The organism is Pedobacter sp. Leaf41, from assembly GCF_001422545.1.
Classification (GTDB): domain Bacteria; phylum Bacteroidota; class Bacteroidia; order Sphingobacteriales; family Sphingobacteriaceae; genus Pedobacter.
In genome coordinates, this window is the sequence record NZ_LMLE01000006.1 from 164,938 (window position 1) to 179,827 (window position 14,890).

15 protein-coding genes and 2 pseudogenes are annotated in these 14,890 nt (G+C 37.4%); 9 read left to right on the plus strand and 8 right to left on the minus strand.

All coding sequences use genetic code 11. From position 1 onward, the window contains the following. Nucleotides 1-56 precede the first annotated feature (56 nt). The 8 genes and pseudogenes from hisIE to hisG all read right to left on the minus strand — a co-directional run. Nucleotides 57-647 (minus strand): annotated as a pseudogene (gene hisIE / locus ASE92_RS07965) (bifunctional phosphoribosyl-AMP cyclohydrolase/phosphoribosyl-ATP diphosphatase HisIE); the annotation flags it as partial. A gap of 123 nt (nt 648-770) precedes the next feature. Next, nucleotides 771-1,682, minus strand: a pseudogene (gene hisF / locus ASE92_RS07970) (imidazole glycerol phosphate synthase subunit HisF); the annotation flags it as partial. Between the two features lie 79 nt (nt 1,683-1,761). Then, entirely contained in the window at nt 1,762-2,511 is a 750-nt protein-coding gene (gene hisA, locus ASE92_RS07975; protein ID WP_056849579.1) for a 1-(5-phosphoribosyl)-5-[(5-phosphoribosylamino)methylideneamino]imidazole-4-carboxamide isomerase, read from the minus strand. Nucleotides 2,512-2,564: 53 nt separating this feature from the next. Beyond that, nucleotides 2,565-3,155: an imidazole glycerol phosphate synthase subunit HisH gene (gene hisH / locus ASE92_RS07980; RefSeq protein WP_056849580.1), complete on the minus strand. Its 591-nt coding sequence runs from the start codon at nt 3,153-3,155 to the stop codon at nt 2,565-2,567. A 210-nt stretch (nt 3,156-3,365) separates the two neighbouring features. Then, entirely contained in the window at nt 3,366-4,499 is a 1,134-nt protein-coding gene (gene hisB / locus ASE92_RS07985; RefSeq protein ID WP_056849581.1) for a bifunctional histidinol-phosphatase/imidazoleglycerol-phosphate dehydratase HisB, read from the minus strand. A 4-nt stretch (nt 4,500-4,503) separates the two neighbouring features. Continuing rightward, on the minus strand, nt 4,504-5,544 hold the full coding sequence (hisC, locus tag ASE92_RS07990) for a histidinol-phosphate transaminase (RefSeq protein WP_056849582.1): 1,041 nt from the start codon (nt 5,542-5,544) through the stop codon (nt 4,504-4,506). A gap of 73 nt (nt 5,545-5,617) precedes the next feature. Continuing rightward, nucleotides 5,618-6,901, minus strand: a complete 1,284-nt coding sequence (gene hisD / locus ASE92_RS07995; RefSeq protein ID WP_056849583.1) for a histidinol dehydrogenase — start codon at nt 6,899-6,901, stop codon at nt 5,618-5,620. A gap of 60 nt (nt 6,902-6,961) precedes the next feature. Beyond that, nucleotides 6,962-7,813 carry an ATP phosphoribosyltransferase gene (hisG, locus tag ASE92_RS08000; RefSeq protein ID WP_056849584.1) on the minus strand — a complete coding sequence of 284 codons (852 nt, stop codon included), beginning with the start codon at nt 7,811-7,813 and terminating at the stop codon, nt 6,962-6,964. A 279-nt stretch (nt 7,814-8,092) separates the two neighbouring features. Between hisG and ASE92_RS08005 the strand changes: the two genes are divergently transcribed. The 9 genes from ASE92_RS08005 (at nt 8,093) to ASE92_RS08045 (ending at nt 14,687) form a co-directional block, all read left to right on the plus strand. Beyond that, nucleotides 8,093-9,658, plus strand: a complete 1,566-nt coding sequence (locus ASE92_RS08005; protein ID WP_056849585.1) for a L,D-transpeptidase family protein — start codon at nt 8,093-8,095, stop codon at nt 9,656-9,658. 282 nt (nt 9,659-9,940) lie between these two features. Then, on the plus strand, nt 9,941-10,516 hold the full coding sequence (locus ASE92_RS08010) for a TerD family protein (protein WP_056849586.1): 576 nt from the start codon (nt 9,941-9,943) through the stop codon (nt 10,514-10,516). A gap of 16 nt (nt 10,517-10,532) precedes the next feature. Next, nucleotides 10,533-11,198, plus strand: coding sequence for a TerD family protein (locus ASE92_RS08015; protein WP_056849587.1), 666 nt, complete (start codon nt 10,533-10,535; stop codon nt 11,196-11,198). Nucleotides 11,199-11,254: 56 nt separating this feature from the next. Beyond that, nucleotides 11,255-11,806, plus strand: a complete 552-nt coding sequence (locus ASE92_RS08020; protein ID WP_056849588.1) for a TerD family protein — start codon at nt 11,255-11,257, stop codon at nt 11,804-11,806. Between the two features lie 14 nt (nt 11,807-11,820). Further along, nucleotides 11,821-12,480 carry a TerD family protein gene (locus ASE92_RS08025; RefSeq protein WP_056849589.1) on the plus strand — a complete coding sequence of 220 codons (660 nt, stop codon included), beginning with the start codon at nt 11,821-11,823 and terminating at the stop codon, nt 12,478-12,480. Next, nucleotides 12,480-12,911 carry a hypothetical protein gene (locus ASE92_RS08030; protein WP_056849590.1) on the plus strand — a complete coding sequence of 144 codons (432 nt, stop codon included), beginning with the start codon at nt 12,480-12,482 and terminating at the stop codon, nt 12,909-12,911. The genes ASE92_RS08025 and ASE92_RS08030 overlap by 1 nt, the downstream gene beginning before the upstream one ends. Nucleotides 12,912-12,917: 6 nt before the next feature. Continuing rightward, entirely contained in the window at nt 12,918-13,556 is a 639-nt protein-coding gene (locus ASE92_RS08035; protein ID WP_056849591.1) for a VWA domain-containing protein, read from the plus strand. 9 nt (nt 13,557-13,565) lie between these two features. Beyond that, nucleotides 13,566-14,201, plus strand: a complete 636-nt coding sequence (locus ASE92_RS08040; protein WP_056849592.1) for a VWA domain-containing protein — start codon at nt 13,566-13,568, stop codon at nt 14,199-14,201. Next, a complete protein-coding gene (locus ASE92_RS08045) occupies nt 14,202-14,687 on the plus strand; it encodes a hypothetical protein (protein ID WP_056849593.1) in 486 nt (161 codons plus the stop codon). The last annotated feature ends 203 nt before the right edge of the window (nt 14,688-14,890 follow it).

Genomic DNA, 14,890 nt, shown 5'->3' on the forward strand with positions numbered 1-14,890 from the left:
TTAGGATTTAGATTAGGCAATTTGCCCCAAAAACTTGTAACCCGTAACTCGTTACCTTATTGATGTCTGCTTTCTAGTTTCTTAGCAATATCTTTAATCGATAAACCTTTTTCTTTCAATAAAAAAGTGAGGTGGAAAAGTAAGTCAGCTGCTTCGCCAATTAAATCCGCTTCAGTTTCTGCCAATGCGGCGATGACAGTTTCTACACCTTCTTCGCCAACCTTCTGCGCTATTTTATTCAAGCCTTTGCTGCGCATTTTATTGATGTATGAGCCTTCAACAGGATTTTCATATCTATCATTGATAATATTCTCCAACTCGAAAATGAAGTTCTGGTTGTAATCTGTTTTGAAGCAGCTTCTACTGCCTGTATGGCAAGTTGGACCAATAGGATTCGCTTTAATTAATATTGTATCATTGTCGCAATCGATGTGAATAGATTTTACAAACAGAAAATTACCACTTTCTTCGCCCTTGGTCCACAAGCGGTTTTTAGAACGAGAAAAGAAAGTTACTTTACCTTCAGCTTGTGTTTTCTCAAATGCTTCGGAATTCATGTAACCCAACATTAGCACTTCTAATGTTTGCTCATCTTGTATCACTACTGGAACTAAACCGTCGCTTTTATTAAAATCTATATTCATTTGTTTCTTTAAAGTTTGGTCATTGCGAGGTACGAAGCAATCCTAAAGCGATGGTTTTTTTCCTACTTAGGTTTAAGATTGATTCGTGCCTCGCCTGCCTGCCGCAGCAAGACATGACGAGTTTATTTATATCCTAACAGGAATTCCGTTCCTCTTTAATTCTTGTTTCAAATCTGGAATTAATATTTCACCGTAATGAAATACCGAAGCAGCTAATGCGGCATCGACACCGGCTTTTTGGAAGACTTCTGTAAAATGTTCAGTTTTTCCTGCTCCCCCAGATGCGATGATTGGAATGTTAATCATCTTGTTTATTTTGCTTAACAAGTTGCAGTCAAAACCAGCTTTTGTGCCATCATGATCCATTGAGGTTAAAAGAATTTCTCCGGCACCTAAATCTTCCGCTTTTTTAATCCACGCTTCAGTTTCTAGTTCAGTTATCAATCTTCCTCCATTTAAATGAACAATGTTTTTGCCATCAATATGTTTGGTGTCAACTGCTAAAACCACAAATTGTACACCAAAAGTTTTAGCTAAATCTTCTATTAACTTTGGGTTTTTTACTGCCGCAGAATTAATACTGATTTTATCTGCACCAGCATTTAATAAGGCTTCAGCATCTGCAATTTCGGTTATACCGCCACCAATAGTAAACGGAATGTTCAATTGCCTAGCTACAGATTTCACCATCTCTATCATCGTTTTGCGACGTTCGTGTGTGGCAGTGATATCTAAAAAAACCAGTTCATCAGCACCTTGCTGCGCATATTGTGCCGCAAGTTCTACCGGGTCACCGGCATCACGCAAATCAACAAAATTTACGCCTTTTACCGTGCGACCGTCTTTTACATCTAGGCAGGGAATTATTCTTTTACTTAACCCCCTTAATCCCCCTGAAGGGAGAGGTGCAAATTGCTTAGTCTGTATGGTTTCCTTTATTTTATCCAAAACAGCATTTAAATTATTATGTAATTGATTATTTGTAAACCTTATTACAGTTATGCCAAGCGCTTCAAGACTTCTTTGCCTTTCAATTTCATTAGCTTCTGTATACGTTTTATAAACTTTATGTTTTTAAACCTTTGTAGGTAAAGTCCCCTTTAGGGGATTTAGGGGTTTATATCGAGCTCAACATCTTCAAATTCCAATCTTTAATCTGCTCAATGGTAATTCTATCCTCGTAAATCGCCTTTCCAACCACTACACTTCTAATAGGATATTTAGCTAATTCATGAATATCTTCCATCGAACTTACACCTCCTGATGCAATTAACTTAATCATTGGAGAATGTTCTAACAATTTTTTGTACAAATCAACAGCCGCGCCGCCTAATTTTCCGTCTTTGCTAATGTCTGTACATAAAAAACGGAAGAAGCCTAAAGCCAAACATTTATCAACGTAATCCATTAATTTAATCGGCGAACTTTCCATCCAACCAGAATATTTAATTACTTCATCCAAAACATCAATAGCAATCACAATCCGGTTTGCATAGTTGTCTTTTTTCGCAAAAGCTTCGCTCAATTCCTGCAAGAAATCAGGATTGGTAATCGCTTGCGTACCTACAATCACGCGGTGAATTCCTGCATCAAGTAAATTAGTTACCTGCTCAATCGTACGGATTCCACCGCCGTACTGCACTTTCATTTCGGTTTTTTTAATGATTTCGAAAAGTGATTTCTGGTTGCTAAAATCGCCTTTTGCACCATTCAAATCAATGATATGGATAAAATCAGTTCCATTTGAACGATATTTTTCTATCATATCGGCAATAGAAACATCATACTCGGTTTTCTGATTGTAATCGCCTTCTCGCAGGCGAACTACTTTTCCGTCCAAAATATCAATTGCAGGAATTATATACATTTTTTTTTAGTTAAAAATTGAAAGTGAAAAGTTATCTAAATATGAGCCATTCCTCAACTTAAGTTTGAAAAATTTTTTAATATGTGTTCGCCAGCTTTTCCCGATTTCTCCGGGTGGAACTGAACGCCGTAAAAGTTATCTTTTTGTACTGCTGCCGAAAATTTTAGTCCATAGTTGGCAGAGGCGATGTCAAAAGTAGGGTTATATTCAATAAAGTACGAATGAACAAAGTAAAATTGTGCATTATCTTCAACACCCTCAAACAATGAATTGTTTTTATGCTCGACATCGTTCCAGCCCATATGTGGAATCTTGATTTGCAATGTCTTTTCAAACTTTTTAGTCTTCACGGGTACTATACCCAATAGTTCTGCATCTCCTTCTTCCGAATGTTCGGTAATGAGTTGCATGCCTACACAGATGCCAAGTACAGGTTTTTTTAAGGCCTTGATTGCACCAACTAAACCGGTTTGTTCCAGTTTTTTCATCGCTGCACCCGCATGGCCAACCCCAGGGATGATAATATGACTGTATTTATCTAAATCAGTCTCCGTATTTACCATTCCGTAAGTGATGTTTTGCCTTTCTAAAGCAGCGGTTAAAGAAAAAATATTCCCCGCTCCGTAGTTCACTATTCCAATCATAATTAGTATCAAGTATTTAGTATCGAGTATCAAGACAAGACACTTTTTTATAAAATTTGAAAACGAATGTCAGTTTTTCATTGGTGCTGTGGTCCTGCTATTCGCTTTACTCCTCCCGATGAAAAATCGGGATCTGTGTTCGCTACTATCAGGTTTATAATTTGAAGTTTGCGCATTAATCTTCGACCTTCCAACTTTCAGCCCTCTACCTTACAATACTCCCTTCGTACTCGGCAAAACCATTTTCTCTGCATCACGTTTAACCGCCATTTTAATTGCTTTTGCAAAAGCTTTAAATATAGCTTCAATTTTGTGATGTTCGTTTTCGCCCTCGGCTTTTATGTTTAAATTACATTTCGCAGCATCACTAAAAGATTTGAAGAAGTGATAAAACATCTCGGTTGGCATATCTCCAACTTTTTCACGTTTGAATTCAGCATCCCAAACAATCCAGTTGCGGCCACCAAAATCAATGGCAACTTGAGCCAAGCAATCATCCATCGGCAAGCAGAAGCCATAGCGCTCGATGCCCAATTTATTGCCTAATCCTTGGGCAAAAGCTTCACCAAGTGCTATTCCTGTATCTTCAATGGTGTGGTGTTCATCAATGTGTAAATCGCCCTTGGCAATAACCTCCAAATCAACACTGCCATGTCTGGCTATCTGATCGAGCATGTGATCGAAAAAGTTTAAACCCGTTTCAATTTTAGCTTTCCCGGTGCCATCCAAATCCAAATTAATGGTAATATCGGTTTCGTTGGTTTTGCGAACGTGGTTAATTTTTCTGCTGCCTGCTTTTAAAAGATTATAGACATCTTCCCATTTTTGCGTTTCGAGGATAATGATCTCAAGCAGGGTTTCATGTTTATCTAAAGCTTCTGTAGACCCGAGTGCATCATTCTGGCGTAGAAAAATAGCTTTCGCTCCTAAATTTTTGGCCAGTACCACATCATTCAACCTATCACCAATGACGTATGAGTGCTGCAAATCGTAATCTCCATTTAAATATTTGGTAAGTAAAGCTGTTCCGGGTTTGCGGGTAGGGGCATTATCCTTTGCAAAAGTTCTATCAATAATAATTTCGCTAAAATTTACACCTTCTCCTGCAAAAGTATCCAGCATGAAATTATGGATTGGCCAAAAATTTTCTTCTGGATTGGATGGTGTTCCCAATCCATCCTGATTCGTTACCATCACCAATTCGTAATCCATCTCTGCTGCAATTTTGGATAGGTAGTACAACGATCGTGGATAAAATTTCAGCTTCGCAAAATTATCTACCTGCTCATCTTCCGGTTCAATATTTAAGGTTCCGTCGCGATCTATAAATAATACTTTCTTCATCTTTTTATTTCGTTTTCAAAATGGATAATAGTTTATCATTTTCTTCTCTCGTTCCAACGGTAATTCGTAAACAACCTTCGCACAAAGTCACTTTCGAACGGTCGCGAACGATGATTCCTTCATCAACCAAATTATCATAAATCTGAGTTGCGTCCGTCACTTCTACTAATATAAAATTGGCATCAGATGGATAGACTTTTTTAGCAATATCTAATGTATTCAAAACAGTGGAAAGACGGTCTCTTTCGGCGACAGATTCTTTGATCCAATCGTTAACTTGCGCAATGTTTTTTAACGCCTCAAAAGCTAAATCCTGTGTGGCCTGATTGATGTTGTAAGGGGGCTTAATTTTGTTCAAAACATCAATCACTTTTCGCGATGAAAACGCCATTCCCAAACGCAAAGCTGCAAGCCCCCAGGCCTTCGAAAAAGTTTGTAAAACTACCAGGTTTGCATACTCGGTTAGCTCCTGAATAAAGGTCTTTTGGCGAGCATAATTTATGTATGCTTCATCAACCACAACGATGCCTTTAAAGTTGGCTAAAATTGTTTCAATATCTTCGCGGTTTATCGAATTTCCTGTTGGATTATTTGGCGAACAAATGAAGATTAATTTCGTGTTTTTATCAATCGTTTCTGCAATTTTTTCCATGTCTAATTGGAAATTCGGCAGCAAGCTGACTTTGCGAATTTCTACATCATTTATATTTGCAGAAACTTCATACATGCCATATGTTGGTGGAAGAACGATTACATTGTCTTTTCCTGGGTTACAAAACGCTCGGAAAAGCAAATCTATTGCTTCATCACTTCCATTGCCTAAAAAGGTATTTTCAATAGGCACCCCTTTTATCTTACTAATGGCATCTTTCAATTCCAATTGTAGTGGATCTGGGTAGCGATTATAATTTGCGGGTAGGGGAGAACCATAGCTGTTCTCATTGGCATCCAAAAATACAGATGCTTGTCCTTTAAACTCATCTCTGGCAGTAGAATATGGTTTAAGGTTTTTTATATTTTCTCTTACTAATTCGTTAATGTCCATTTTTTAAGGAGATTTGTGACGTGAGATCTGAAGATAAATCCACTCTATTTCTTCAAATCTCATATCTAACTTCTCATATCGCTTTTAATCTAATCGTAATTGCATTCTTATGTGCCTGCAAGCCTTCGGCAGCTGCAAGTGTTTCAACAGTATCTCCAATGTTCTCTAACCCATTGACCGACAAATACTGAAAAGTTATCTTTTTAAGAAAAGCATCAGTTGACACACCCGAATAAGCTTTAGCAAAGCCACTTGTAGGTAAAGTATGATTTGTTCCTGATGCATAATCACCAGCACTCTCTGGAGTAAAGTTTCCTAAAAATACCGAACCGGCGTTGATTATCAGTGGAATAAGGTTCTCGAAATCGCTTGTAGCCAAAATCAAGTGTTCTGGCGCATATTCATTGGAAAATTCCATAGCAATCTCTAAATCATTGACTAAAACAGCGTAAGAATTCTCAATAGCTTTCGCTGCAATTTCCTTTCTAGGCAAATCAAATAATTGTTTTTGAAGTTCTTGAAGAGTATCAGCTATGATCTCACTTGAGGTAGAAACTAAAATAGCCTGACTATCAACTCCGTGTTCTGCTTGAGCTAGCAAGTCAGCAGCAATAAATGACGGATTGGCAGTATCATCAGCAATCACTAAAACCTCTGATGGGCCTGCGGGCATGTCTATTGCAGCCTTATTTTGAACCATTGTTTTTGCTGTTGTGACGTAGCGGTTTCCTGGACCAAATATCTTATAAACTTGGGGCACAGTTTCTGTTCCGAAAGCCATTGCGGCAACAGCTTGGGCACCGCCAATCAGATAGATTTTCTCGATACCTAGAAGTAAAGCACAATAGGCAAGGTAACAATTCGTTTTGCCGTCGCTTTGTGGGGGTGAGCACACTACGATTTCTCTGCTGCCAGCAATTATTGCGGGTGTAGCCAACATCAAGAAAGTGCTCGGTAAAACTGCAGTGCCGCCTGGAATATAGAGGCCTACCTTTTCAATCGCCCTGGATTCTCGCCAGCAAACTACTCCAGGCATCGTTTCAATTCTATCTTCAGTTTTAAGTTGCGATTGGTGAAAAGTTTTGATGTTTTGATAAGCTGTTTCAATTGCTTGTTTCGCATCCGCAGGAATGGTTGATGCAATGACTTTCAATTCTTCTGCATCTAAATAAAGCTTTTCTAATTCTACTTTATCAAATGCTTTGGCGAAATTAAAGAGTGCTTTATCTCCATCACTTTTAACAGTTTTAATAATATCTGCAACGCGTTCTTCAACCAATTTATCGTCTTCAATTTGTCTCGAACACAATTCCTTGATCTTTGATGTAGATAAATCTTTATAATTGTAGACTTTCAAGGTGTTATGATTTTAAATTAACTAATAGTTAATGTATAAGTAGGTGTTTTTTGGGCTATTTTAAGTGATAATTTTTTCAATTGGCATCACTAAAATTCCCTCAGCTCCAGCAGCTTTTAGACTATTGATTTTCTCCCAGAAATCTTCTTCAGCAATCACAGAATGAACCGCAACCCAGTTGGGTTCGAACAAGGGAACTATCGTTGGGCTTTTAACACCTGGTAATAAATCGACAACTTTTTGCAGGTTATCCTTTGATACATTAAGCACCACATATTTGTTAGATTTTGCGCTTAAAACCGAACGAATTCTTTGTAGCAATTCTACAACTTCCCGGTTATCTAAAATGGATTTATTTCCAATTAAAACAGCCTCGGATTGCATCACATCTGCGAATGGTTTTAGTCCATTACTTTTAAGAGTTCCGCCAGTAGAAACGATGTCAAAAATGGCATCACTCAATCCTAAACCGGGGCCAATTTCTACCGAACCAGAGATGGTTCTGATATCAGAATTTATTCCTTTTTCTGTTAAGAATTTTTCAAGAATTACCGGGTAAGAAGTAGCGATGGCTTTGCCATTTAAATCCTCCAAATTCTGAATTTGGCTACCGGTTTGGACTGCAATTTTTAGGGTACATTTTCCAAAGCCAAGCTTTTGTAAATACTCAACTTTAGCCTGAGTTTCAGTGATCACATTCTCGCCAACGATACCTAAATCAGCAATGCCATCCTGAACGTATTCTGGAATATCATCATCGCGAAGAAAAAGAATTTCTAATGGAAAATTTTGAACAGTTGATATTAATGAACTCTTGTAGTTTTCGAAAGAAAGACCACAATTTTTTAATATTTCTACGGATTTTTCGTTTAACCTACCCGATTTTTGGATAGCAATTTTTAGTGTTTTCAAAGTATTGAATATAGAATGAACAAGAAATAATTTTACGGAAAAAAAGTTTTGAAGTACAAAACAAACATATCATATCGCCTATCGGCGATGGTGTAAATGCAAGTGATGGTTCAAAGTTAAATTCATATATTTATTTCTGCCAGTATCAATACTTTAGCTGATATGCATTGGCAAATATAACGTTTGCATCGGTAAATCAAAAAATAATGGCACTTAATTTGCCTCATTTGCATTTTTATAATTGCTGTTGCTCACTTATTACAATAAAAACCCGACGCTTTGAAAAACTTTCGCTTTTTTTTTATTCCTATAATTATTTGTATTTCTGCCTGTGGATGGTTTAAACAGCCACCAGAGATTGGCAAAGTGCTATCGGAACATTTCAAAAATAAGATTTATAAAGATTTTGATACTGTTGCTTTCGATAGCGTGTTTGTTTCCACTATGAATAGTTTATCAGAATCATTTGTAAATCCTAAAACTATTAAAGCTTATTATACTTCCACGACTAATGAGCCAAAATTGGTTACAAAATTCTACACCGATGGGGAATTAGATTCACTAGTTACGTATTTAGAAAATAGTAAGGTACATGGCTTTAATCCGAAAATATTTAAAACTGAAGAAATAAAAGGTTTACTAGCTGAGTTAGCGGAAAACAAATTTAAAAATGTTGAGGAAACCTATCCGGTAATTGCAAAACTGGAATTATTATCCGCTAATGCCTACCTTAATTACAATAATTATTTAAAATACGGTGTTGTAAATCCTCGCAATATTTTCTCCAGGTATTATATTAAAGTAAAACGGCCAGACAGTTTGGGGATGACAAAGCTCCTTGCTTCTGAAAGTTTAATTGATACCTTACGTATAGTTCAGCCGAAATCAAGCCAATATAAAGCTTTACAAGAAGCATACTTAAAGGCCGATGAATTGGATGAAAAACGTATTTTGCTTTTAAATATGGAGCGTTTTCGTTGGAAAATGCCCGAGACTGGGGACAATTATGTACAAGTAAACATCCCGGATTTTAAACTTACCTGGTTCGATAAACAAGATACGGTAATATCGATGAAAGTTTGTGTGGGTGGTAAACGCGAAAATGGATACGACGAGAAGCTGAAGGCTTTTGCCAAATCTGGAAATTTGGATGATAAGCCCAAAAACCATGAAACCCCGTTGTTGTTTAGTAAAATTAATTCTATACAGGCCAACCCGGTTTGGAATATTCCCGTGAGTATTGCGCAGAGCGAAATTTATTGGATGGCCAGAAAGGACCCCTATTATCTATCAAACAGCAACATTAACGTTTATTATAAAGATAAACTTATTGGCGAGCCAGATACCATAAACTGGAGCAGGTACTCACGCGATAAACTTCCTTTCAAGTTCAAACAAGGTTCAGGTAGTGGTAATGCTTTAGGGAAATTTAAGTTTATATTTGATAATAGCTCCAGCATCTATCTTCACGATACGAATAACAAGAACGGTTTTAACTTAGCCAATAGAGCAATTAGCCATGGTTGCGTTCGCGTAGAAAAACCACTTGAGTTTGCCGAAAAATTGGTTGGCGATGGTTATACTTATGATAAACTTAGGGCAGAGGTAGATTTGCCGCCGGTTGACAGTACGCATAACAAATGGTACAAAAAGCGCATGGCCGCGAAAGCCGACACCACGAAAGCATTTAAACTTAAACCAGCTTGGTTTGGTCCAAAAAAACCAGTACCATTAATTATTACTTATTTCACAGCCTGGGCTCAAAACAATAAAATAGAATATCGCCCTGATGTTTATCAAATGGACGAAAAGCTTTGGGTCGCCATGAAAAAGTATAGATTGTAGCTCAAAATTTACAACATTTTTGAGTAGGAAATTTGCAATTAAAATCCAAAATAATATATTTGTTAAGAAACATTTAAACAGATAAACCCCGTTACAGGATATAAAAATTAGCGCTCAACCCTTGTCGCTGTAGCCAGTTCTATCCCTATTTATTTTATTAAGATTGTTTGCGTCGGTTTTAATCCGATTCAATTTTTCAGCGTCGGGCTGCATTTTTATGTAGCGGAGTGTCGCGTACATCTCATTTTTTACAACATAAAACAAGAAAAACTAAATTTAACAATGGCTATTAATTTACAAAAAGGACAAAAAATTGATATCGGATTATCTAAAATTACTGTTGGTTTAGGCTGGGATCCAAATGAAGGTACTGGCTATGATTTCGATTTGGACGCTTCGGCTTTTATGATTGATGGAAACCGACTAATTCCTGTGGAAGAGTACTTTATTTTCTATGGCAATACAGACTCACCTGATCATGCATTACACCATACAGGCGATGATCCGACAGGAGGAAATAGTGCTACGGGCGATGATGAAAGTATTCAGGTTGATTTGTCGAAGGTTGATGCCAATATCCAGGAGATTCTTTTTGTAGTAACCATCCATGATGCCATTACCCGTAGACAAAATTATGGACAAGTTAGAAATTCATATATCCGAATAGTTGATGATAGCACAGGTGAAGAAGTGGCAAAATATGAGTTGGGCGAAGATTTTTCTATTGAAACTGGTGTAGAGTTTGGCAGACTTTATAAACGTGAAGGTAAATGGAAATTCGAAGCTTCAGGAATCGGGTATCGTGAAGATTTATCGTTCTTTTTATCGAAATATTTCAAAGGTCAAATTATAAAGTAAATTAACAACGCTCTGTATGGCTATTAACTTAGTAAAAGGTCAAACTATTGATCTCCGAAAAAATGATAAAGGGGAATCTTTCGATTTATCAAAAGTGACGATGGGTTTGGGGTGGGATGTCCGACAAAAAAACACAGGCTTTTTAGGGAAACTTTTTGGTCCTAAGGAGGAAGAGTTCGATTTAGATGCCATTGCTTTTCTCCTCGATGGAAACGATAAAATTATGAATTTGGGCAGAACCATTAATCAAAACGGCCGTCAGGTTGGTCTTTTCGAAGGAGATATTATTTTCTTTAACTCCATGAGACATCCATCGGGTAATATTTGGCTAACTGGTGATAATAGAACCGGGGCGGGCGATGGCGATGATGAACAGATTATCGTTAAACTAGATGCCTTGAATCCCATTTATCAAAAGATTGTTTTTGTGGTTTCGATTTATCAAGGGAGGCAGAACAACCAACATTTTAGCATGGTTGAAAATGCCTTTATCAGAGCTGTTGATGCAAAAGGGAAAGAAATTACGAGATACAGCCTTTCTGGCGATGCTTCGTTAAATGGTATGTGTACAATGGTTTTTGCTGAGGCCTATCGTAAAGATGATGGCTGGAAATTCCGAGCCATTGGAGAGCCTCATCCAACAGACAGCTTTTTGGAAGTTTTGAAAAAATACGCGAACTAAATAGATTTTATACACTAATTCAGCAAAGATAACTTCAAGCTAAAATACAACCAAATATGGCAATTAACCTGCAAAAGGGGCAACGAGAATCAATTAGTGCGCCACAATTTACAGTCGGATTAGGCTGGGATACTAATAGTTCATCAACTGGTACTAGCTTCGATTTAGATACCTCGGTTTTCGTATTAGGCGAAAACAAAAGATTACTATCCGATGCGCATTTCGTATTCTACAATAATTTGAAAACGCCAGATGGGGCGGTAGAACACACTGGTGATAATTTAACTGGTGATGGCGATGGTGATGATGAACAAATAAAAGTCGACCTCTCAAAAATTGCAGCAACTGCTGCCGAAATCTGTATTGTGGTAACCATTCACGATGCTGAAAACAGGCGACAAAATTTTGGACAAATCAGAAATTCTTATATCCGAATATTCGATGGTACCAAAACCGAGATACTTAAATATGAGTTGGAAGAAGATTTTTCAATTGAAACAGCGGTAGAATTTGGAAGGATTTATAAACGAAATAGCGAATGGAAATTTGAGGCAGTAGGTGCCGGGATGAAAGATGGGCTTGAATTTTTCTTGAATAAGTATAACTAAAACTAAACTAAAGGATGGCTATCAATTTATCAAAAGGGCAGAAAATTGATCTACGTAAAGAAACCGGTGCAAAACTCACCAGTTTTTGTGTAGGCGTTAACTGGGGCGCAATAGAAAAAAAAGGATTTCTCGGTTTATCTACCAATAAACAAAGCGTAGATTTAGATTTAAGTTGCATTCTAATCGATGAGAACAACAATTTGTGTGATCATATCTACTCGCCGCTGTACAATATTGATTTCTTACAGCAATTTGGTTTGCCAAAAGGGAAATTGGTTTCATTAGATGGTGCTTTGAGGCATACTGGCGATGACTTGCAAGGAGATTCTGGTGGCGATGATGGATTGGATAATGAGATTATCACAGTCGATTTAGCTAAAATTGACCCAAAAGTTTCTAAAATATTTTTCTTTTTGAATAATGTTGGGAAAGAGGATTTCTCTCAAATTCCATATTCAAAAATTAGAATGTACGAAGGTACACCTACACAGGTGAAAGAAGTTTTTGCATCTTACAACGTTTCTGCCGAACAAAGTTATGCAGGTAAAAAAGCGCTGATTTTAGGCAAATTGTACAAACGTAATGATGAATGGAAATTCGATGCCATAGGCGATCCAACGCCTGATACGTTTTTAGGGCAAACCATTCATTTAATCATTAAATCTTATTTGTAATGAACATTAAAAATATAGAAGGTTTATCTGGCGATCAAATTAGGAGTTTGGTAACGCAGGGAGGAAAGTTTGTAATGTATAAATATTGCATCTCAGTAGTGGTGATGACATTCAATAACCCATCTGATTTCCATTTTATCCATCCCGGTAAAAGTAGAGTGGTACCTGGTTTAGGGCATTTGTTTACCAACTTTTTTTTAGGATGGTGGGGAATTCCATGGGGGCCTGTTTATACTATACAAAATATTTATACTATTTTAAGTGGAGGCAAAGATTATACTGTCGAAATTATGTCGCATATAAACCAAAACGATCCTACTTATGGTACAGGAACTGGTTACAATATTACTGGACAAAATAATAATGGTAGCACTTACAATGTGCCAAATAATAACAACGAAACCGCCAACACTTACAATATTCCTCAATAATTTTATATGAGAAGATTACCCGTTTACCTGCTGCTAGACACATCAGGTTCTATGAGTGGAGAGCCTATAGAAGCCGTTAAAAATGGAGTTCAGGTGATGATTAGTTCCTTAAGACAAAATCCTCAAGCCATCGAAACCGCTTTTTTAAGTGTGATCACCTTTGATAGTTTTGCACAACAAATCATTCCGCTCACCGATTTGGCATCTTTCCAAATGGTCGACTTAAAAGCTACTGGAGTTACGGCTTTAGGCGAAGCTTTACGATTGGTTTCCAACAGAATTGAAAGTGAAGTAGCCAAAACTACAACCGAACAAAAAGGAGATTGGAAGCCATTGGTTTTTATCATGACTGACGGCGTACCAACCGATGATTGGTTGCCAGGTTTAGCTGAATTTAAGAGGCAAAAAGTCGCTTTCACTGTTGCCTGCGCAGCAGGATCAGGGGCAGATACCGCTGTGCTTAAACAAATCACAGATAATGTTGTAAGTTTAGATACAGCAGATTCTACGAGTATTGGCAAGTTCTTTCAATGGGTAACGGCTTCAATTGGTGTAACCTCTACAAAAGTTGAAGATGCAGGGAAGGAAATTAGTTTGTTGAAAGAACTTCCTCCACCACCATCTGAGTTGAATATCGTTGTTTAACAGAAAATTATGAGAAGACTACCCGTTTACTTTCTAATTGATACTTCGGGATCCATGTATGGAGAGCCGATACAGGCTTTGAACAACGCCCTAAGTGGGATGATTAATACTTTGAGGACCGATGCACAGGCACTGGATTCGCTTTGGATTTCGATGATCACTTTCGATCGTGAGGTAAAAGAAATTGTTTCTTTAACCGAATTAGCTTCTTTTCAGCTTCCTGAAATTACTTGTCCGCAAAGTGGCCCAACCCATACAGGCCAGGCTTTGGATATGTTATATGATAAAGTTCAAAATGATCTGATCAAAGGGAATTCAACGCAAAAGGGAGATTGGAAGCCGCTTTTATTTCTCTTCACTGATGGAAAACCTAGCGATTTGCAGTTGTATCGCGAAATGGTGCCGAAAATAAAATCATTAAACTTCGGTGCAATTGTTGGCTGTGCTGCCGGACATTCTGCAAATGATGCACTTCTAAAAGAACTCACACCCGATGTTGTTCATTTGGATACTGCCGACAGTTCTACACTGAAGCAGTTTTTTAAATGGGTTTCTGAAACCATCGAACAAGGTAACAAAAGCCAGGGAACAGGAGAAAGTGTTGCACTACCACCGCCACCAAGTGAAATTACAATGGTAATCTAAATGGACGTACTCGGCATTATCAGTTTAGCAATTACCATCATTGGTTTTATCGTTAAAATAACCTCTGGTGGAGAAGACCATGATGTACCTGCACAACACAGCCACAACAAACCGCTTGATCCTTTTCAAGATGGGACTTTAGATAGAATAGTAAATTGCTATGAAACTTTTAGCGTTGATAAATTAAATATGCATCATGTTGAACGTACTTTGAGAAATAGCCATCATATGAAATTTAGTTTGTTGGCTACCCGTTTGGCGGGCAACTGTTTGTACTTAAGCGTCGGATTTGTAGATGTTTTTGATCGCAAAACCAAAACCGGAGAAATGAAGGAAGTTCATAGTGATGTGGTTACGTACTTTTCTATCAACCATTTAGGAGATAGCAAAAATATACTCATTTATGGTTGTTCCAGTTATAACGAACGTGTAAAGGATAGCTACAAAATCATTGCTGGAGAAATCCGGAAAGCCATTTTCGTATGATTTTGGCCTTCAGGATTTTTCTAAATGTTTTAATAGTCGGGCTGTTTTTATATTCGAAATTGGTACCACATATGGATAAGCTAAATACTAGATATAAAAGTGCATTTAATTTTTTCCAAGGTATTTTTCAGCCTGTTCTTAATTTTTTAAAAACCTTAATAAAACCATTTCAAGTAGGGCAGGGCTTGGCGGTTGATATGACT

Coding starts and splice junctions, on each gene's coding strand:
- hisA (WP_056849579.1), bottom strand. CDS start 2,511: ATGTATATAATTCCTGCAATTGATATTTTGGACGGAAAAGTAGTTCGC.
- hisH (WP_056849580.1), bottom strand. CDS start 3,155: ATGATTGGAATAGTGAACTACGGAGCGGGGAATATTTTTTCTTTAACC.
- hisB (WP_056849581.1), bottom strand. CDS start 4,499: ATGAAGAAAGTATTATTTATAGATCGCGACGGAACCTTAAATATTGAA.
- hisC (WP_056849582.1), bottom strand. CDS start 5,544: ATGGACATTAACGAATTAGTAAGAGAAAATATAAAAAACCTTAAACCA.
- ASE92_RS08010 (WP_056849586.1), top strand. CDS start 9,941: ATGGCTATTAATTTACAAAAAGGACAAAAAATTGATATCGGATTATCT.
- ASE92_RS08015 (WP_056849587.1), top strand. CDS start 10,533: ATGGCTATTAACTTAGTAAAAGGTCAAACTATTGATCTCCGAAAAAAT.
- ASE92_RS08020 (WP_056849588.1), top strand. CDS start 11,255: ATGGCAATTAACCTGCAAAAGGGGCAACGAGAATCAATTAGTGCGCCA.
- ASE92_RS08025 (WP_056849589.1), top strand. CDS start 11,821: ATGGCTATCAATTTATCAAAAGGGCAGAAAATTGATCTACGTAAAGAA.
- ASE92_RS08030 (WP_056849590.1), top strand. CDS start 12,480: ATGAACATTAAAAATATAGAAGGTTTATCTGGCGATCAAATTAGGAGT.
- ASE92_RS08035 (WP_056849591.1), top strand. CDS start 12,918: ATGAGAAGATTACCCGTTTACCTGCTGCTAGACACATCAGGTTCTATG.
- ASE92_RS08040 (WP_056849592.1), top strand. CDS start 13,566: ATGAGAAGACTACCCGTTTACTTTCTAATTGATACTTCGGGATCCATG.
- ASE92_RS08045 (WP_056849593.1), top strand. CDS start 14,202: ATGGACGTACTCGGCATTATCAGTTTAGCAATTACCATCATTGGTTTT.